Raw genomic sequence first — 18,092 nt, 5'->3', positions numbered from 1 at the left:
CTGCGAAGACCCCACCCGGGTCCAACTTCGCGGCATCTGGATACAGGTCACCATGTCCGACGTCCCGCTCGTGTCGAACCCGCCCGGCAGCGCTGCGCAGCAGAAAGCGCCCAGCCCGGCCGGCGACATCATTTTCGGCGGCCTCGCGCGCCTTGCCGCCATTGTCACCTTGTTGCTGCTCGGCGGCATCATCGTGTCGCTGATCGTCGCTTCGCTGCCGACGATCGAAAAGTTCGGCTTCGCATTCCTCTGGACTGCCGACTGGGATCCACCCAGCGAGCAGTTCGGCGCGCTCGTGCCCATCTACGGCACGATCGCGACTTCCATCATCGCGCTCATCATCGCCGTGCCCGTGAGCTTCGGCATTGCGCTCTTTCTCACCGAGCTCTCGCCCGCCTGGCTGCGCCGCCCGCTCGGCATCGCCATCGAACTGCTGGCCGCGATCCCGTCGATCGTGTACGGCATGTGGGGCCTGCTCGTGTTCGCGCCGATCTTCGCGCAGTGGTTCGAGAAGCCGCTCGGCACGCTGCTGGGCGGCATGCCGATCATCGGCGCGCTGTTCCAGGGGCCGCCGATCGGCATCGGCATCCTGTGCGCCGGCGTGATTCTCGCGATCATGATCATTCCGTACATCGCTTCGGTGATGCGCGACGTGTTCGAAGTCACGCCCGTGCTGCTCAAGGAGTCGGCCTACGGCATCGGCTGCACGACGTGGGAAGTGATGTGGAAGATCGTCCTGCCGTTCACCAAGACCGGCGTGATCGGCGGCGTGATGCTGGGCCTTGGCCGCGCGCTCGGCGAGACCATGGCTGTCACGTTCGTGATCGGCAACACCAACCTGCTCGACAACGTGTCGCTCTTCTCGCCCGGCAACAGCATCACCTCGGCGCTCGCCAACGAGTTCGCCGAAGCGAGTCCGGGCCTGCATACCTCGGCGCTGATGGAACTGGGCCTGATCCTGTTCGTGATCACGTTCATCGTGCTCTCGATCTCGAAGCTCCTGCTCCTGCGCCTCGAAAAATCGGAGGGCGCACGATGAGCGAGCCGCTGATGAAGATTCCGGGCGCCATCTACGGCCCCGAACTGGAAAAGATGCGCGGCAAGCTGCAAAGCCGCCGCCGCGTGACCAACGCGATCGCCCTGACGCTGTCGCTCGCCGCCATGGCGTTCGGCCTCATCTGGCTCGTGTGGATTCTCTATACGACGCTCTCGCTCGGCGTGGGCGGTCTTTCGATCGAGTTGTTCACGCAGTCCACGCCGCCGCCGAACACCGATGGCGGGGGCCTCGCCAACGCGATCGTCGGCAGCCTGATGCTGGTGGTGATCGCCACTTTCGTCGGCACGCCGATCGGCATTCTCGCGGGCGTGTATCTGGCCGAGTATGGCCAGAAGGGCTGGCTCGCCGGCGTGACGCGCTTCATCAACGACATCCTGCTTTCGGCGCCTTCGATCGTGGTGGGTCTGTTCGTGTATGCGCTCGTCGTCGCGAAGATGGGGCACTTCAGCGGCTGGGCCGGCGCGATCGCGCTGGCGCTCCTCGAAATCCCCATTGTGATCCGCACGACCGAGAACATGCTGAAGCTCGTGCCGAACGCGCTGCGCGAAGCGGCTTTCGCACTCGGCACGCCGAAGTGGAAGATGATCCTCTCGATCACGCTGAAGGCGTCGATCGCGGGCATCGTGACGGGCGTGCTGCTCGCCATCGCGCGGATTGCCGGCGAAACCGCGCCGCTGCTCTTCACGGCGCTGTCGAACCAGTTCTTCAGCGCAGATATGAATCAACCGATGGCGAATCTGCCGGTCACGATCTACAAGTTCGCGATGAGCCCGTTCGCACAGTGGCAATCGCTGGCGTGGGCCGGTGTTTTCCTGATCACGCTGGGCGTGCTGGGGCTGAACATCCTCGCGCGCACGGTCTTCTCGAGAAAGTAAGGGCGGAGTCATCCGATGAACATGGCAGAAACTCACATCAATACCGCAGGCCACGCTACGTCGCCTGCCGGCTTCGATCCCGCCCAGGGCGCGCTGCCCCAGTCGCTCGGCACGCCGAAGATCGAAGTGAAGGACCTCAACTTCTTCTACGGCAAGTACCACGCCCTGAAGAACATCAACCTGCAGATTCCCGATGGCAAGGTGACGGCGTTCATCGGCCCGTCGGGCTGCGGCAAGTCCACGCTGCTGCGCACCTTCAACAAGATGTTCGCGCTCTATCCGGAGCAGCGCGCGGAAGGCGAAATTCTCATGGACGGCGAGAACCTGCTGGCCACGAAGCGCGATATTTCGCTGCTGCGTGCGCGCATCGGCATGGTGTTCCAGAAGCCGACGCCGTTCCCGATGTCGATCTACGACAACATCGCGTTCGGCGTGAAGATGTTCGAGACGCTCTCGCGCCCCGAAATGGACGACCGCGTGGAGTGGGCGCTCACCAAGGCCGCGCTCTGGAACGAAGTGAAGGACAAGCTCGGCCAGAGCGGCTACGGTCTCTCGGGCGGCCAGCAGCAGCGCCTGTGCATCGCGCGCGGCATTGCGATTCGCCCCGAAGTGCTGCTGCTCGACGAGCCGTGCTCGGCGCTCGACCCGATCTCGACGGGCCGCATCGAAGAGCTGATAGCGGAGCTCAAGAGCGACTACACGGTGGTGATCGTCACCCATAACATGCAGCAGGCCGCACGTTGTTCGGACTACACTGCGTATATGTACCTGGGCGAGCTGATCGAATTCGGCGACACCGAGAAGATTTTCATCAAGCCGGTCCGCAAGGAAACGGAAGACTACATTACCGGCCGCTTCGGCTGAACCGGAGAGGGAGCACGCTATGTCCGACAAGCATCTGTCCAGCCAGTTCGACGCCGACCTCAATCTCGTTTCCTCGAAGGTCCTCGAAATGGGCGGCCTCGTGGAATCGCAGATCATCACGGCGATGCAGGCGCTCAACGAGTTCGACGGCGATGCCGCCGATCGCGTGATCGCGGCTGAAGATACCCTGAACACGATGGAGGTCGAGATCGACGAGGAGTGCAGCAACATCATCGCGCGCCGCCAGCCGGCCGCGCGCGACCTGCGCCTCGTGCTCGCGATCTCGAAGACCATCACGAACCTCGAGCGCGCCGGCGACGAAGCCGAGAAGATCGCCAAGCGCACCAGGCGCCTGATGGAAGACGGCGCTTCGCGCAGCGTCAATATCGCCGAGATCAAGGTCTCGGGCGAGATGGCCGTCTCGATCCTGCGCCGCGCGCTCGACGCGTTCGCGCGCCTCGACACCGTGGCCGCCGCGCAGATCGTGCGTGACGACAAGGCGATCGACGAGGAATTCCGTGCGTTCGTGCGCAAGCTCGTGAGTTACATGATGGAAGACCCGCGCACGATCTCGGTGGGGCTCGACTATCTGTTCATCGCCAAGGCGATCGAGCGGATCGGCGACCACGCCAAGAACATCGCCGAATTCATCATCTACATCGTCAAGGGCACCGACGTGCGGCACAAGTCGCGCGACGCCCTCGAACGCGAAGCGCTGAGCTAATTTCACTGGTTACAAGGTCAAGAGGTGCCGATGCCTAGCAGCATTCTCGTCATCGAAGATGAGCCCGCCATTTCCGAGCTGATTTCCGTGAACCTGCAGCACGCGGGCCATTGCCCGATTCGTGCATACAACGCGGAACAGGCGCAGAACCTGATCAGCGACGTGCTGCCCGATCTCATCCTGCTCGACTGGATGTTGCCGGGCAAATCGGGTGTTTCGTTCGCGCGCGACCTGCGCAACAACGAGCGCACGAAACATATCCCGATCATCATGTTGACCGCCCGCGGCGACGAGCAGGACAAGGTGCTCGGCCTCGAAATCGGCGCGGACGACTATGTCACGAAGCCGTTCTCGCCCAAGGAGCTGATGGCGCGCATCAAGGCGGTGTTGCGCCGCCGTGCGCCGCAGCTCACCGAGGATGTGGTCGCGATCAACGGCCTGAAGCTCGATCCGGCTACGCACCGCGTCGCCGCGCATGCGGAAGGCAGCGAGATCAAGCTCGACCTCGGTCCGACCGAGTTCCGGCTGCTGCACTTCTTCATGACGCACCCGGAGCGCGTGCACAGCCGCACGCAATTGCTCGATCAGGTATGGGGCGATCACGTGTTCGTGGAAGAGCGTACCGTCGACGTGCATATCAAGCGCCTGCGCGCCGCGCTCAAGCCGGCAGGGTGCGATGCTATGATCGAAACGGTACGGGGCAGCGGCTACCGTCTCGCGAAGAGCGCCTGACGCACGATCCACTCGAGCCGCGCCGCATGCCGCGGCGCGGTTTTGCGTCGATTTCGCTTCATTGACGACGCTTCGTTGACAACTCAACGCACCGCGCCCCGGATTCGGCGTCCCTGTTCTTACCGTCTTTCCTGGATCGCAGGAACATGAATATTATCTGGGCGCGCTCCCTTGTTTCGGTTGTTCTGCTCGCGCTCCTCTGCACGGGCGTCGGCGCGCTGTTCGGCGTGAAAGTCGCGCTGGCGGTAGCGGTCGCCGCGCTGCTCGCGCAACTCTTCTTCGGCACGTTTCACAAGCAGCGCCTCTGGCGCCTTCTCGACGCGCCGGTCTACGGCGAAGTCCCGAGCGCTCCAGGCGTGTGGGGCGAAATCTACTACCGCCTCCACAAGCTCGCCAAGCGCTGGCACGCCCAGGTGCGTCAGGTCGAGCAGCAGCATTCGCGCTTTATCCAGGCGATCCAGGCTTCGCCCAACGGCGTGGCGATGCTCGACGACCACGACCAGATCGAGTGGTGCAACGCGATCTCCGAACTGCACTTCGGGCTCGACGCGAAGCGCGACCTGCGCCAGCACATCACGCACCTCGTGCGGCAGCCCGATTTCGTGCGCTACCTGAATTCGAATCATTACGAAGCCATGCTGATCATGCGCGGCATGGGCGCGAAACGGCAGAACGTGATTTCGGTGCAGGTGTTCCCGTACGGCGACAACCGCAAGCTCGTGCTCTCGCAGGACATCACGGAGCTCGAGCGTACCGACGCCATGCGGCGCGACTTCGTCGCGAACGTCTCGCACGAACTGAAGACGCCGCTCACGGTGCTCTCCGGCTTTCTGGAGACGATGCGCGAACTGCCGCTTTCGGAGAGCGAGCGTGCGCGTTACCTCGATCTCATGGAGCAGCAGGCCGCGCGCATGCGCCACATCGTGACGGACCTGCTCGTGCTCGCCCAGCTCGAAGGGGAAGGGCGGCAGCCGGGCGACCAGATGGTCGATATGCGCGCGGTACTTCGCCACGTACGCGAAGATGCGGAGAATCTTTCGGGCGGTCATCATCACATCACGGTCGATTTCGACGACAGTCTGAGCGTGACCGGTTCGGAGACCGAAATGTTGAGCGCGCTCGGCAATCTGGCGACGAACGCGGTGCGCTATACGCCGGAAGGCGGAACGGTGCATCTGTCGTGGCGCGCCGAGGGCGGCAGCGCCGTGTTCTCGGTGACGGACAGCGGCCTGGGCATTCCGTCCGCCGATATTCCGCGGCTCACCGAGCGCTTTTATCGTGTGGACCGCAGCCGTTCGCGCGACACGGGCGGCACGGGCCTTGGCCTCGCGATCGTCAAGCACGTGCTGCAACGCCATGACGCGGCGCTCGAAGTGAAGAGCGAGGAAGGGCGCGGCAGCACGTTCACAGTGCGCTTCCCGGTGGCGCGCACGACGCGGCGACATCCGACTCCGGCTTGAAATCCGGCTTTTCGGCAGGACGATAAAAAAGGCCGCGCAATGCAGATTGCGCGGCCTTCGTTCTTCTGGCGGATGCCGCATGAAGCGGCACCCTGCGCTCAAGGGCAGAACTTAAGGACGGAACTCAGGGGCAGAACTCAGGGACAGAACTTCGCGAGCAGGCTCAACTGTGCGTTGCGCACCGATTTGCCCGCCCGGCGGCGCCGGTAGTGGCCGTCGCTTTGCATGAGCCACGCGGACTGGTTGTCGCCGAGGAAGGTCGAGAGTCCTTCGGCGATCACGCGGCGCTTGAGACGGCGGTCGTCGATCGGGAAGGCCACTTCCACGCGCCGGAACAGATTGCGGTCCATCCAGTCGGCGCTCGACAGATAGACGTTTTCCGCGCCGCCCGCATAGAAGTAGTAGATGCGGTGATGCTCGAGGAAGCGCCCGACAATCGAGCGCACCGTGATGTTCTCGGAAAGCCCTGGCACGCCGGGCTGCAGCGAGCAGACGCCGCGCACGATCAGGTCGATCTTCACGCCGGCCTGCGAGGCCTCGTAAAGCTCGTCGATCACCGTGGGTTCGAGCAGCGCATTCATCTTCGCGACGATGCGCGCCTTCTTGCCGGCGCGCGCGGCGTTGGCTTCGGCGCGAATGGCTTCGATCAGGCGCGGATGCAGCGTGAACGGCGACTGCCACAGCTCGTGCATCGGCAGCTCGCCGCCGATGCCGGTGAGCTCCTGGAACACGTAGTGCACGTCCTCGCAGATCTTCGGCTGGGACGTCATCAGGCCGAAGTCGGTATAGAGGCGCGCGGTGCGCGGATGGTAGTTGCCGGTGCCGAGGTGCACGTAGCGGCGCAGCACCATGCGGCCGTTGTGCGGCACGCGGCGCACGATCAGCATCATCTTCGCGTGGCACTTGTGGCCCACCACGCCATAGACCACATGCGCGCCCACGGCTTCGAGCTGCGAGGCCCAGTTGATGTTGGTTTCTTCGTCGAAGCGCGCGAGCAGTTCCACCACCACCGTTACTTCCTTGCCGTTGCGCGCGGCCTGCATGAGCGCGTCCATGAGCGGCGAATCGGTGCCGGTGCGGTAGATGGTCTGCTTGATCGCCACGACGTTCGGATCGTTCGCGGCCTGCAGGAGCAGCTCCAGCACGGGCTGGAAGCTCTCGTACGGGTGATGCAGCAGCAAGTCGCCCTGATCGATCACGTCGAACATGTTGCCGCTCGCGGCGATGCGCTTCGGAATGGCGGGCACGTGCGGCACGAACTTGAGGTCGGGGCGGTCCACCATCTCGGGCAACTGCATGAGGCGCACGAGATTCACGGGGCCGTCGACGTAGTAGCAGTCCTTTTCGTTCAGGCCGCTTTCGTCGAGCAGGCGTTTGGCGAGATGCACCGGCGTTTCCGCCGACACTTCGAGCCGCACCGCATTGCCGAGGTGGCGCGCGGGCAATTCGCCCTGCAGCGCGACGCGCAGATTGGTGATTTCGTCTTCGTCGACGAAGAGTTCGCTGTTGCGCGTGATGCGGAACTGATTGCAGCTGCGCACGACGAGGCCCGGGAACAATTCGCCCACGAAGCGCTGCAGGAGCGAGCCGAGCAACACGAAACCGTGCTGGAAGCCCGAGAGTTCCTGCGGCATGCGCACGAGGCGCGGCAGCGCGCGCGGCGCCTGCACGATGCCCATGACGGCCTGGCGCCCGAAGGCGTCCTTGCCTTCGAGCTCGACGACGAAGTTCAGGCTCTTGTTGAGCACGCGCGGGAACGGGTGCGCGGGATCGAGACCGATTGGGGTAAGAACAGGCAGCAGCTCGTCGAGGAAAATGCGGCGCGCCCACTCGGTCTGCGCCTCGTTCCAGGCATCGGTGCCGTGGAAGTAAATGCCCTCCTGCTCGAGCGCCGGCAGCACGGTGTCGTGCAGCATGCGGTATTGACGGTGCACGAGGCGCTGCGCGCGTTCGACCACGAGGTCGTACACGTGCTGGAGGGACATACCATCGGGCGAAAGGGCGCCCGGGTTGTCGCGCATCTGTTCCTGAAGCCCGGCCATGCGGACTTCGAAGAATTCGTCGAGATTGCTGCTGGTGATACAGATGAAGCGCAGGCGCTCGAGCAGCGGGACCGCGGGGTCGGCCGCCTGCGCGAGCACGCGCTCGTTGAATCCCAGAATGCCCAGCTCGCGATTCAGTAGGGGGTAGCGGATGGACATCGGCAGTGAAAACGGAATGTCAGGATTTAATTCGAACGGACGCTCGGAAATTCGCACAGTATGATTACGTTGTTGTGACATTCGGTGTGTCATAAATTTTACGCTGCATTTTCACGAAAACGACAAGTCGCCTCGCAATCATGCACAGTGGTTCATGCTCACCAGCATGAGGAGCGACATCGTGAAGGCGGGTACGCTTAAAATGACACATTTGAACAGTGCGGCCGCTGCCCGAATGGCCGCACTCGCACGCATGGAGCCCGCCCCCTCGATGGTCACCAATCCGCAACTGCTTGCCGCCGTTGATCTCGGTTCGAACAGCTTTCGTCTGATCGTCGGCCGGATCGAAGAAACCGAGGCCGGCAGCCAGATCTATCCCGTCGACGCGCTGCGCGAGCCGGTCCGCCTTGCCGCCGGCCTCTCGAAGGACAAGATGCTCGACCGCGCTTCGCAGGTGCGCGGCTGGGATGCCCTCAAGCGCTTCGGCGAACGGCTGCGCGATTTCCATCCCGACCACGTCCGCGCCGTGGCGACCAATACGCTGCGCGTCGCCAAGAACTCGCGCGAGTTCCTTGGCGAGGCCGAAAACGCGCTCGGCTTTCCCATCGAAGTGATCGCGGGGCGCGAAGAAGCCCGCCTCATTTACGCAGGCGCCGCGCATTCGGTGCCGGCGAGCGCGGGCAAGCGGCTTGTCGTCGATATCGGCGGCGGCTCGACCGAGTTCATCATCGGTGCGCACTACACGCCGATCCGCATGGAAAGCCTCTATATCGGCTGCGTGAGCCACAGCCGGCAGTTCTTCCCGGCCGGCAACGTGGACGAGTACACCATGCGCCAGGCCGAACTCGCGGCCACGCGCGAGATCCAGATCATTTCCGCCGACTACCGCCAGACCGGCTGGGAGCAGGCGATCGGCTCGTCAGGCACGGCGCGCGCGCTGGCCGAACTCGTGGAAGCGAACGGCTTCAACGATCCGGGCGTGACGCACGGCATTACGCGCGGCGGTCTCGAGCGTCTCAAGCGCGCGCTTATCAAGGCGGAGAACGTGAACCGCCTGAAGCTCGTCGCGCTCAAGCCGGACCGCATTCCAGTGCTGGCGGGCGGCCTTTCGATCATGATCGCCGTGTTCGACGAACTCGGCATCGACTATGCCGACACCACCGACGCCGCGCTGCGTCTTGGCGTGCTGTACGACCTGCTGGGGCGTTCGCAGCACGAGGACATGCGCACGGTGACGGTCGAAGGCTTCATGCGCCGTTATGGCGTCGATCGCGCGCAGGCGGGCCGTATCGGCGAGCTGGCCATGAACTTCTACGACCAGCTGGGCGAAGCCGACAAGGAGCGCCGCGAGGAAAGCCGCATGTTCCTCGGCTGGGCGGCTTCGCTGCACGAAATCGGGCTGTCGATCTCGCACAGCGCGTATCACAAGCATTCGGCCTATATCGCCAGCAACGCCGACATGCCGGGCTTCTCGCGTACCGACCAGGCGCGGCTGGCCGCGCTCGTGCTGGGGCATGTCGGCAAGCTCGGCAAGCTTTCGCAAACGCGCGACGTGGAGTGGCCGCTGCTGTTCTGCCTGCGGCTTGCCGCGTTGCTGTGCCGCCGCCGCGCCGACGTGGGGTTGCCCCACATAACCGTCGCGCAGGAAGGCAGCGGTTATGAAGTGCGCCTGCCGAGCGCATGGGTTCAGAACAATCCGCTCACCGACTACAACCTCGTTCAGGAAGCTGCGGAGTGGGGCAAGGTCGGCATCCCGTATCGCGTGGTTTATACGGAGGACTGATTTTCGCCGCGGCCTTTGTCAGGGTCAGGGCGCAAGAAAGCAAAACGCCCGGCTTGCAGATCGAACTGCAAGCCGGGCGTTTTGCTGTTTGCCCGACGGCTGCCGCTCGCGCGGCGTCGCTATGACTTAGTGCGGAGCCGCTTCGCCGAGGAAGTGGCGGGCGTAGCGGTCGTTGATTTCCGAAAGACGGAACAGCGTGAGGAAATCGGCGCAGTTGAAGTCGGGGTCCCAGGCGGGCGCGCCGCAGATCTTCGCGCCGAGGCGCAGATAACCCTTGATGAGCGGCGGCGGCACGGCCGGTGCACCGGTGCGCAGTTCCTCGACCGGCAGCGGCGTGTGCGGGAAGGCGCGATATTCCGGATCGGTCAGCGCATGTTCGCCGAGCGCCGCGTAGAGATTGGCCGCGTAGTGGCCGCCGTCGGCCATCGAAACGCTCGCGCAGCCGAGCATCGTCTCGTAGCCGTTGTGCGTCATGTAGGCGCCCAGACCGCCCCACAGCGACATGATCACCGAGCCGCTGCGGTAGTCGGGGTGCACGCAGGAACGGCCCACTTCGACCATCTTCGGGCGCAGGTGCGCAAGACGCGACACATCGAATTCGCTTTCGGCATAGAGACGGCCGATGCGCAGCGCCTCGTGCGGCGGCAGCACGCGGTAGGTGCCGACGACCTTGAGCGTATCGAGGTCGCGCACGAGCAGGTGGTCGCAGTAGTGGTCGAACGCATCGACGTCGAGGCCCGCGGGGCCGGCGAGGCGCGCGCCCATTTCCTCGGCGAATACGCGGTAGCGCAGGCGCTGCGCTTCGCGCAGCTCTTCGTCGCTGCGAGCCCAGGCCACCTGCAGCCGATGCTGCGGGGTGACCGTTTCTTCGGCGCGCGGCAGGCGCCGGTTCGACTCGAACAGCGTCGAGGCGAGCGGCAGGATGGGCGTCGGCAGATCTCGCATGGGGCGTCCTGGTCGGAAGGTAATGGAACTTTTCCGGCAAATGTAGTAACGCGCGGTTACGGTTACATGGCATTGCAATGACGATTCGGTGACGACCTGAAAGGCCGGCGTAGGCGAAGCGTGAGTGCCGGTGCGGGACAGCCGCCGGTGTAGCGGGTTCCCGCCGATGCACGGGTGGGCATGGCGGGAAGCGGGAGGAGAGGGGTGTTGCGCGCCGGTAACGGCGGGTGGGGCGTTCTTTAGATCAGGTCGGGGGTGATGGCGGCGTGCAGGATGGCTTGCTCGTCGCCGTTGCGCTCGCGGCTTGCGATCCAGACCAGGGCGCCTTTCTTGAGCGCCCAGCTGCGCGGATCCTGTCCGCTGGAGAGGAGGCTCGCGGCGACCTCGCCGAGCGTGGGTTGATGGCCGACGATGACGACGGTGGGCGCGATGCCCTCGGGCCAGCCTGCCGTGGTCAGGATGTCGCTTACGCTCGCATTGGGTGCGAGTTCGCGCACGACGCGGTACTGATCGGTCAATGCCTCGACGGTCTGGATCGTGCGGGTGGCAGGGCTTGCCAGAATGAGGGCGTCGTCGGGCAGGCGTGCGCGCAGCCACTTCGCGACGCTCTGCGCCTGCTTGCGCCCGCGTGTGGTGAGCTGGCGCGCGAGGTCGCTGGCGGCCACGTCTTCGGCCTCGGCATGGCGCCAGAGGATGAGGTTCATCGGCTTCTCCTGAATCGCGGGGAGCCCGTGGGGGGCGGTTGCTCGGTCCCCGCATCTTGCACGCCCGGGATGATCGCAGCAAGGCGTGGCTCCGGGATTTGACGGAGGAGGGCGTGAGCCGCTACAATCTTCGATTCGTCGGAGCGTAGCGCAGCCTGGTAGCGCATCTGATTTGGGATCAGAGGGTCGTAGGTTCGAATCCTATCGCTCCGACCAAGAAAATCAAGGGCTTAGCTTCGGCTAAGCCCTTTTTCTTTGCTACGCCGAAACGTCATTGCTACTCCATTGCTACCATCTGTATCGACTTCCATAGGGAACTATGATCGATGGCACGCTCTCTTTTTCCAGCCCCCAGCCATGTTTTTGTCGTTCCGGAAGGTATCGACTGGAAACACGCGGCCGACTATCCGGCGGGCGATGACATCGAACCGCAGCGGCTTGCGTGGGAGTTCCTTCGCCGGAACGCCCGATACGTCAGCGGATATGAGGCACTGGGTCACCTACACGATGCGGCCGCCGATAGCTGGGAACGCAGGGAAGCCGACCGGGCACGCGAATACTTCTGCCTTATGTGGCAAATCTCCGAGCCTGTCGATCCGCGAACGCGCTGGGACGATCTATCGCCAGCGAGCCGGATTCGCCTGATCGGGCCTACACCGCCGCAAGCCATTTTGCCGGTACTCGGATCGATCGGTGATCTCGACAGGGAAGCCGGAACGCCGACCGACGTATCGGCCTTGGCACTGCAAACACAGATGCTGGTTCGGGTGTCGGTCAACGGTGACGCGGTCGATCAGGGCAAACGGGTTACGCAGATTATTCGCGACCTACAGAAGCGCATCGAAGTCGACGTGCCCACGCTGGATGCACAGGGAAACCGTATTCCGATTCTCCGTCCGGCCTCCCTGCATGACCACGATGCGTCTTTGCGCTATGTCCGTGTCAAAGAAGGCAATTTCCGTGACGTTCAGGGCGACCCCGTTGACGAGCTGGCGCACGTTGCATACCGTCGCCTCCCGTTCCGTATTACCGCCGCGCCCCTTCACTTCGTCCTTCGCACGCTCGACGCGATTGCGTCTGCGCGTCGCATCTCCCGCAGCGAACTGGACCACCTGCATGTCCCGCTGACCGAAGCATCGCCCAAGCCGCCCGAAAGCGAATCGTCCGGCGAAGGCAATCTGGGTACGCGTCGCCAGGCGGATGAATACTTTGCATCGGAACGCCAGTCGGCCTTCGAATTTCCATTCGGCGAAAGCGGACAGCAGTGGGCCGTCCCGCTTGCTCAAACCATCGCCGGGCAATTCCGGCATGACCTGACGACAGGCATGCTCGACAGCGACATCGATACCGGCAAGATCACGCCGAAGGAAGTGCTCAAGTGGATGCGGCTCGCCCAATATCACGTGCTCGAACAGGGCTACGTTCAGATTGCGTCGAGTAATCTGCGTTCACTGCGGAACGAGGATAAGCACCGATAGCCCGACACGGGCGTCGAGTTGGCGGCTGCCGGGTATGCCCCCTCACCGTTCAAGTCGTACACCGGATTTCCGTCGTTATCGATCTTTTAGGCGTGCCGCCAGCAATACCCCTGTCTGGGAGACCACCAAGGTTACGACATCTATTCTCACTCCTGCCGTTCAACATGAATCACAGGTTCCTCGGAGGATCAATAGATGTCCGCTCGTATCAAGCAAACCCATGCGCCGGAAAGCCAGATCAATGGCGACCGCTCTCACGCTATCTCGCCCCTTCAGCGTGCGCTGTTCAAGGACTTTCTTGACGACCGCGCGCTCGCGGAGAAATTGAACATTTCCGCCAAAACGCCGGCCCAGTGGCGTCACCTCGGCAAGTTCAGCGACGAACTGCCGTTCTACAAGTTCGGGCGCTGCGTGCGCTATCGCCGCGAAGACGTCGAGGCATTCATCGAAAAAATGCGCGTGGGCGGTATCGCCATGACGGAGGTCGCATGACGATGACGCCGCAGCAAAAATCGTTGCCGGATTCGGCCGATGCGCAAACCGACAAGGAAGCCAGTCCCGTCAAGACGCCGCCCGCCCCCAACGTATTCAAAACGGCGCGCGAACGGATCGAAGGTCCGTCGCCGGGTCTCATGCTCGCCGGGTACCGCGACAAGATCATCGAGGACGACTACATCGCAGCCATGCACGCGCAGTTGATGACGGCGGACCGCAAGACCGGCGTGCCAATGCCGAAGGTCAAGCACCTGCACGCGCTGTATTCTGGTTCGCGCGACATGCAGCGGGCCAAGACGCTCGCCTCGATGGAGACGTTGCCCGGAAGCGTAGCCCCGAAGACGTTCCACACGTTCGGCTCGCGCGTGCCTTTCGACTTCGCTGGTGAAGAAGGCTCGCACGTGCTGCGGACTTTCGTCGAGCAGAATGGCGAATGCGCCATCACGGCAAAAGCCGTGCTCCACCCGAACGATCCGCGCCTCGGCGAACGGCTCCTGCGCATCGATATGGCTGCGCAGAAAGCTCAAGCTTACGTGATGCTGTTCGTCGACCAGTCGGAGAGCGCGCCGGATGCATCGCTGCAACACTTCGCGGACGACTGCTTCGAAGCCGATATCTGCGAGGCGAATCCCGATGCGCGCATCAGTTTCTCCATCGCGGCAACGCGTCTTGCGCATCTCTATCGCTACGGGATCGGCAAGGTGCTGGTCAGCGTCAACTGGGGGAACGACGGCTACATGCGGCAATACGAGCCGTTCATTTCGGTGTCGCTCCGGTACCGCCTCGCATGGCTGCTGGTAAGTTCTGGCCAAAGCTATGAGCAGGCCGCCCAGCGATTCGGCGTCAACAAGACGACCATCATGCGCTGGCTGCTGAAGCTTCCGCCGACTCGCAGCAAGCCGATTACCGATAATCTGATCGAACGCTACCTGGAGGCTATCAATGCGGCAGAAATGGGCGACGACGACATCATGATACCCGGTCAGGACAAGGACGACATCGACTAAGCGTCGCATGCGCCGGGTGCGATTCGTGCAACCGGCGCAACGCGCAATACATTCAAGTTCGATGTTTTCTTGAAGCAGCGCACATGCACGGCCTATGTACTAAGCCGTGCATGTGTTACGCCACCTTCGCTTTCTAACGAGCCGGGCGATCGGGTGCGTCGCAGGGGGATACTAGTTAATACCCTCCCATATTGAGAATCCCAATCCTGTAAATAGTGAAATCTGCGGTAGATACGAATCCACATATTTATTTAGGTTAACGAATGATTGATTTATTGGATGTGAAAATAGCTCATCTGCATGAGCAGTTCGGCAACGAACGGGGCAAACGGTACGAGAATTCCGATGCTGCCCCCGTCTTCGATCGGTACAGCAAGAAGGTCTTCCTGCGGCCCGGTGGTGCTCCTGTCGATGCAATGTCGCTGGATGCCGGAGCGGCGATTGGCATCCGCGGTTGTCCCCTCAAGCCGCTGCAGGGCCACAACGTATTCGGATCGAACGATGTCTGCCTGCTGGCTGGAACGCTGATCGGCGCAGTGCTCGATGCCCTCAACATTCCGTATACCGAAGAGCAGCGTGCGGCGTGGTTTGCCGGTGAGTTCGATCTCGCGGAAGTTCATATCACCCTGCGTTTCGGCTTGCCTGATGGCATGGAGCAGAAGCAGTTTTATAGGCACATCCTGCGAAATACCGCGTGGGAGTTTCGGCCCGGGTGTCTGCAGCAGGGAACCGGCATCCGTCTGGCGAAGCATCAGAACGGGCCTGCGATGGTGATGTACGACAAGGCTCAGGAATTGACCAGTCGCCGTACCCGTGCTTTCCGTCACCTGCGAGCAGTGGTTGGCGAAGTTGACGCGGCCAAAGTGTGGAAGGGGCTGACGATAACCGGCAGCACAAGCATCCGTGCGGAATTGAAGGTGCCAAAAGAATACCTGGCGCGCAACTGCCTCACGCGCGGTTCGGCGTGGACACGGAGCACCGTCGATGATGTGTATTGGGAAGAGATGGCGAAGCTGCGATTCGAGTCTCACGTGCCGCTGAATACGTTGAGACCGGCTATCAATCGGGTCGTCGACCGGCCTTTACGGCACGCACTCGAACTATGGACCACTGGCCGAGAACTTCGCACAATCTATCCGGCGTCAACCTTGGCGCGCTGTCGGTCGAAGGTACGGCAAGCTACGGGGATTGATATCGTGACCGACGTGCCAATGAAAACTGCGTTGCCTGTTGCCAGTATCCTGTCTCGCGAAAATCTCCGCCCCGAGTTTCCGCAATGGGCGCATCGGTTTCCGGCGTGTGCGTTCGGCCTTAACGCCCAGCGGTAACCTGTGCGACACGCGAACGGGATTTTCCTCCGTCCCGTTCGTGTTTCAGAATGTTGCAGATCGACGGGGCGCTGATAGCTTCCAGTGCCCCCGCAACGGAAGCATTCGAACACTTACCACTTCGGCCGGACACACGGCGTACCGCGCCGGTAGCACGCATCGTAGTAGTCGGTAATCTGCTTTCCTCTCGCCGGATCGGTTACGCCGTCCTCGAACACGTCCTGGACCATAGAGCCCATATAGGCTTGAGCGAGGACAGGCATCGCGCCGACAAACGCCATTTCCTGCTGCTCGGTCATCCCCTGATTGCGGCAGCGAATGAACCGCTCGGCAATGGGTAATTTCTGGTCCAGCAACGTCCGGCATGCCCCAGCCGACTTCTTTGCTTCCTCGAACTGCTGCTGCGCCTCCTGCTGGTCGCGCTGCTGCGATGCTTTGTACTTCGCGATGTCTTTTGCGTCCTGATCGGCGACCATCTGCTGCGCCTGCTGCCGTGCTGCGGCGGCTTTCTGCTCCATCTGCGCGCGATACGCCGCGTTCTCGTCCTGTTCTTGCTGTTGTGCTTGCTGCTGCATCGCAGCTTGTTGGGCTTGCGCCTGTGATGCGAGCCGCTGGTCGTCCTGCATGGAATCCTGCCCAGACTGTTGGGGCTGGCCCTGCGCCGCCTGAGTCACGGCGGTTTGGGCGGAATGGATCACGCCAAGAATCTGACCGAATTGTGCGTGCGCAGTCGGAGCGATGAGAGCCGCAGCAGCAATGAAAAAGCGTCCTAACTTCATGATTGTGGTACCCCGTTCGTGGTTAAAGGCTGGTATCTACGACAAATATATTCTCTATAGAGAATATTATGCATTATCACGCCCTTCACCGGAGATGCGGTGGGAACTGACACTTCCTCGTCAAAACGAGGAGGGCTTCAGGCTTGAGCAACATAGATCAGCTCGCGCGGTCGATCGGTGCGGCCATCGCGGCTCGCCGGAAGGCACTCGACATGACCCAAGAAAAGTTGTCCGAGTTGATCCAGATAGAGCAGTCATCCCTTTCCCGGATCGAGCGCGGGACACTGATACCGAGTTTGGAACGCCTTGCCGGTATCGCGGAGCGTCTTCAGTGCCGCCTTGCAGACTTGCTTGGCACTGCAGGTGTCAGTTCACACGATCGAGCATCGCGAGTTCACGAAAAGCTTTCGTCTCTGACGCCAACCCAACAGGAAATTGTTGAGCGTTTGGTCGACGACGCCCTCGCACTGCTTGAGACACCTCAAGGACGCCGCGCCCAACGCCCCGCGACAAGGCTCGGGAAGAGAGGGGCATAGCGACCCGCTGCCGGGGTCGAATCGAGACAGAACTTTGCGCCAAGCCGCCACCGCTACGGTGACTTTTCCGGCCTGCCCACTCCTACCGCAACCGCGCCATTGAGTACGACCGGAAAGGCGGTGCTGATCGTCGAATACGCCGCGTATCGAGGCAATCTGCGGGATTTTCCATCGCGGTAGTGGAGCCTCGCATTGCATGTCGCCATCGCTGCCGGTGGCCCTTCGGCCGGATCGAGGATCAACAGCGTATGGGCTTCGAACTGCCGCGATGCCTGAAACCCCTCCACGCCGATCACAACTACCGCATGGCTCTGCGTATCGCCGACTGGACGTATGCTCCCGATAACTAGTAGTCCGCGTGCAAGTTCCTCCTCGATGAAGCCGACGATTTCCCGATGAGAACCGCGTTCGAGCAACTTCGTGCGCAAACCACAACCGAGTTCGTCGATGAACGCCGCGAGTTTGGAAAATGTCATGCCCTTCTGGAAGATTTCTGCCGTCTTGTGCCAGAGTGTCGCTTCGAGCCGGCGTCGTCGAGTGGCGATTTGCGACGGGTCGGCGACAAGGCCGCAGATGCTCAACAGCATGACAAGACAGTGAATCGCGCATGCTGAGTCCCAGCGCGACTGCTGGCTGTGGACCGCATTCTTCGTCCGGGCTGCGCCAAGAATCACTCCCGGGCGGATGAATGGGTGAAGCCGCTGCACGACAAAGCCCATCGTCAATACTCGCTCGGGAGTATGGCTGCAGTGCTTGAACGATCTCCCTCAGTGACAATCCAGACTTTCTCCCGATTCTCGCCCAGTTCGTAGGCACTCAGGATTCGCCCGCCACGCATCACAGCGCGCTCATTGGCGGCACAATCATCGGCATCAAGAACACCCCAGTCGCCGCCTTGATGCCGCAGCAAAAGTTCGAAGGGGTGAGTGCCGGTGCGGTGCATCAGCTCGCGCGCGCCAGGTGTTGCGACGGTACGGCCAAGCGGAAATCGAGGCTTCCAGTTCTTATCGCTCATAATTCAGGCGTCCTTATCAAATGAGGCGAGCATCATCCCCGGCGGTAATCCGGTATCGAAGGCTCAAGTTGGGTGAAAGAGTCGAAACGCGAGGTTGCTGCCAGTGCGT

At 62.4% G+C, this 18,092-nt stretch carries 18 protein-coding genes and 1 tRNA gene; 13 read left to right on the top strand and 6 right to left on the bottom strand.

The features are described from left to right. Positions 1-52: 52 nt before the first annotated feature. The 6 genes from pstC (at position 53) to phoR (ending at position 5,712) form a co-directional block, all read left to right on the top strand. The gene (gene pstC, locus U5760_RS04130) at positions 53-1,039 is read left to right on the top strand and encodes a phosphate ABC transporter permease PstC (protein WP_322009777.1); all 987 of its coding nucleotides are present in this window, start codon (positions 53-55) and stop codon (positions 1,037-1,039) included. A gap of 11 nt (positions 1,040-1,050) precedes the next feature. Beyond that, positions 1,051-1,932: a phosphate ABC transporter permease PstA gene (gene pstA, locus U5760_RS04125; RefSeq protein ID WP_415914043.1), complete on the top strand. Its 882-nt coding sequence runs from the start codon at positions 1,051-1,053 to the stop codon at positions 1,930-1,932. Positions 1,933-1,947: 15 nt separating this feature from the next. Continuing rightward, a complete protein-coding gene (pstB, locus tag U5760_RS04120; RefSeq protein WP_322009775.1) occupies positions 1,948-2,796 on the top strand; it encodes a phosphate ABC transporter ATP-binding protein PstB in 849 nt (282 codons plus the stop codon). A gap of 19 nt (positions 2,797-2,815) precedes the next feature. Continuing rightward, positions 2,816-3,520: a phosphate signaling complex protein PhoU gene (phoU, locus tag U5760_RS04115; RefSeq protein WP_322009773.1), complete on the top strand. Its 705-nt coding sequence runs from the start codon at positions 2,816-2,818 to the stop codon at positions 3,518-3,520. A 30-nt stretch (positions 3,521-3,550) separates the two neighbouring features. Continuing rightward, positions 3,551-4,252 (top strand): phosphate regulon transcriptional regulator PhoB, encoded by a 702-nt coding sequence (gene phoB / locus U5760_RS04110; protein WP_027795211.1) that lies wholly within the window; start codon positions 3,551-3,553, stop codon positions 4,250-4,252. A gap of 146 nt (positions 4,253-4,398) precedes the next feature. Next, positions 4,399-5,712: a phosphate regulon sensor histidine kinase PhoR gene (gene phoR / locus U5760_RS04105; RefSeq protein ID WP_322009771.1), complete on the top strand. Its 1,314-nt coding sequence runs from the start codon at positions 4,399-4,401 to the stop codon at positions 5,710-5,712. 137 nt (positions 5,713-5,849) lie between these two features. On the opposite strand, the gene ppk1 is transcribed toward phoR, so the two are convergent. Beyond that, positions 5,850-7,913, bottom strand: a complete 2,064-nt coding sequence (gene ppk1, locus U5760_RS04100; RefSeq protein WP_322009768.1) for a polyphosphate kinase 1 — start codon at positions 7,911-7,913, stop codon at positions 5,850-5,852. A 202-nt stretch (positions 7,914-8,115) separates the two neighbouring features. Between ppk1 and ppx the strand changes: the two genes are divergently transcribed. After that, entirely contained in the window at positions 8,116-9,696 is a 1,581-nt protein-coding gene (ppx, locus tag U5760_RS04095; RefSeq protein WP_322009765.1) for an exopolyphosphatase, read from the top strand. Positions 9,697-9,822: 126 nt separating this feature from the next. On the opposite strand, the gene U5760_RS04090 is transcribed toward ppx, so the two are convergent. Continuing rightward, positions 9,823-10,641 (bottom strand): GNAT family N-acetyltransferase, encoded by an 819-nt coding sequence (locus U5760_RS04090; protein WP_322009764.1) that lies wholly within the window; start codon positions 10,639-10,641, stop codon positions 9,823-9,825. 239 nt (positions 10,642-10,880) lie between these two features. Beyond that, on the bottom strand, positions 10,881-11,345 hold the full coding sequence (sixA, locus tag U5760_RS04085) for a phosphohistidine phosphatase SixA (protein WP_322009762.1): 465 nt from the start codon (positions 11,343-11,345) through the stop codon (positions 10,881-10,883). A 139-nt stretch (positions 11,346-11,484) separates the two neighbouring features. On the opposite strand from sixA, the gene U5760_RS04080 reads away from it, so the two are divergent. From U5760_RS04080 to U5760_RS04060, 5 genes are all read left to right on the top strand, one after another. Then, positions 11,485-11,561 (top strand) — tRNA-Pro (locus U5760_RS04080). 110 nt (positions 11,562-11,671) lie between these two features. Continuing rightward, the gene (locus U5760_RS04075; RefSeq protein WP_322009761.1) at positions 11,672-12,823 is read left to right on the top strand and encodes a transcriptional regulator domain-containing protein; all 1,152 of its coding nucleotides are present in this window, start codon (positions 11,672-11,674) and stop codon (positions 12,821-12,823) included. Between the two features lie 195 nt (positions 12,824-13,018). Next, a complete protein-coding gene (locus tag U5760_RS04070) occupies positions 13,019-13,315 on the top strand; it encodes a helix-turn-helix domain-containing protein (protein WP_322009759.1) in 297 nt (98 codons plus the stop codon). Beyond that, the gene (locus U5760_RS04065; protein WP_322009758.1) at positions 13,312-14,325 is read left to right on the top strand and encodes a helix-turn-helix domain-containing protein; all 1,014 of its coding nucleotides are present in this window, start codon (positions 13,312-13,314) and stop codon (positions 14,323-14,325) included. Before U5760_RS04070 ends, U5760_RS04065 begins: the two co-directional genes overlap by 4 nt. Before the next feature lie 263 nt (positions 14,326-14,588). Then, positions 14,589-15,653 carry a phage/plasmid replication protein, II/X family gene (locus U5760_RS04060; RefSeq protein WP_322009756.1) on the top strand — a complete coding sequence of 355 codons (1,065 nt, stop codon included), beginning with the start codon at positions 14,589-14,591 and terminating at the stop codon, positions 15,651-15,653. 113 nt (positions 15,654-15,766) lie between these two features. Here the strand turns inward: U5760_RS04060 and U5760_RS04055 are convergent, their stop codons facing one another. After that, positions 15,767-16,432: a hypothetical protein gene (locus tag U5760_RS04055; RefSeq protein ID WP_322009754.1), complete on the bottom strand. Its 666-nt coding sequence runs from the start codon at positions 16,430-16,432 to the stop codon at positions 15,767-15,769. A 143-nt stretch (positions 16,433-16,575) separates the two neighbouring features. Between U5760_RS04055 and U5760_RS04050 the strand changes: the two genes are divergently transcribed. After that, positions 16,576-16,968 carry a helix-turn-helix transcriptional regulator gene (locus tag U5760_RS04050; protein ID WP_322009752.1) on the top strand — a complete coding sequence of 131 codons (393 nt, stop codon included), beginning with the start codon at positions 16,576-16,578 and terminating at the stop codon, positions 16,966-16,968. A gap of 53 nt (positions 16,969-17,021) precedes the next feature. Here the strand turns inward: U5760_RS04050 and U5760_RS04045 are convergent, their stop codons facing one another. Beyond that, entirely contained in the window at positions 17,022-17,687 is a 666-nt protein-coding gene (locus tag U5760_RS04045) for a hypothetical protein (protein ID WP_322009750.1), read from the bottom strand. A gap of 2 nt (positions 17,688-17,689) precedes the next feature. After that, entirely contained in the window at positions 17,690-17,983 is a 294-nt protein-coding gene (locus U5760_RS04040; protein WP_322009749.1) for a hypothetical protein, read from the bottom strand. Between the last annotated feature and the right edge of the window lie 109 nt (positions 17,984-18,092).

The organism is Paraburkholderia sp. J12, assembly GCF_905220215.1.
Classification (GTDB): Bacteria; Pseudomonadota; Gammaproteobacteria; order Burkholderiales; family Burkholderiaceae; genus Paraburkholderia.
This window is presented reverse-complemented; position numbering and strand designations above follow the sequence as displayed.

Bases quoted from the DNA above. Each gene is read 5' to 3' on its own strand.
- pstC (WP_322009777.1), top strand. From the start codon at position 53: ATGTCCGACGTCCCGCTCGTGTCGAACCCGCCCGGCAGCGCTGCGCAG.
- pstA (WP_415914043.1), top strand. From the start codon at position 1,051: ATGAAGATTCCGGGCGCCATCTACGGCCCCGAACTGGAAAAGATGCGC.
- pstB (WP_322009775.1), top strand. From the start codon at position 1,948: ATGAACATGGCAGAAACTCACATCAATACCGCAGGCCACGCTACGTCG.
- phoU (WP_322009773.1), top strand. From the start codon at position 2,816: ATGTCCGACAAGCATCTGTCCAGCCAGTTCGACGCCGACCTCAATCTC.
- phoB (WP_027795211.1), top strand. From the start codon at position 3,551: ATGCCTAGCAGCATTCTCGTCATCGAAGATGAGCCCGCCATTTCCGAG.
- phoR (WP_322009771.1), top strand. From the start codon at position 4,399: ATGAATATTATCTGGGCGCGCTCCCTTGTTTCGGTTGTTCTGCTCGCG.
- ppk1 (WP_322009768.1), bottom strand. From the start codon at position 7,913: ATGTCCATCCGCTACCCCCTACTGAATCGCGAGCTGGGCATTCTGGGA.
- ppx (WP_322009765.1), top strand. From the start codon at position 8,116: ATGACACATTTGAACAGTGCGGCCGCTGCCCGAATGGCCGCACTCGCA.
- U5760_RS04090 (WP_322009764.1), bottom strand. From the start codon at position 10,641: ATGCGAGATCTGCCGACGCCCATCCTGCCGCTCGCCTCGACGCTGTTC.
- sixA (WP_322009762.1), bottom strand. From the start codon at position 11,345: ATGAACCTCATCCTCTGGCGCCATGCCGAGGCCGAAGACGTGGCCGCC.
- U5760_RS04075 (WP_322009761.1), top strand. From the start codon at position 11,672: ATGGCACGCTCTCTTTTTCCAGCCCCCAGCCATGTTTTTGTCGTTCCG.
- U5760_RS04070 (WP_322009759.1), top strand. From the start codon at position 13,019: ATGTCCGCTCGTATCAAGCAAACCCATGCGCCGGAAAGCCAGATCAAT.
- U5760_RS04065 (WP_322009758.1), top strand. From the start codon at position 13,312: ATGACGATGACGCCGCAGCAAAAATCGTTGCCGGATTCGGCCGATGCG.
- U5760_RS04060 (WP_322009756.1), top strand. From the start codon at position 14,589: ATGATTGATTTATTGGATGTGAAAATAGCTCATCTGCATGAGCAGTTC.
- U5760_RS04055 (WP_322009754.1), bottom strand. From the start codon at position 16,432: ATGAAGTTAGGACGCTTTTTCATTGCTGCTGCGGCTCTCATCGCTCCG.
- U5760_RS04045 (WP_322009750.1), bottom strand. From the start codon at position 17,687: ATGGGCTTTGTCGTGCAGCGGCTTCACCCATTCATCCGCCCGGGAGTG.
- U5760_RS04040 (WP_322009749.1), bottom strand. From the start codon at position 17,983: ATGAGCGATAAGAACTGGAAGCCTCGATTTCCGCTTGGCCGTACCGTC.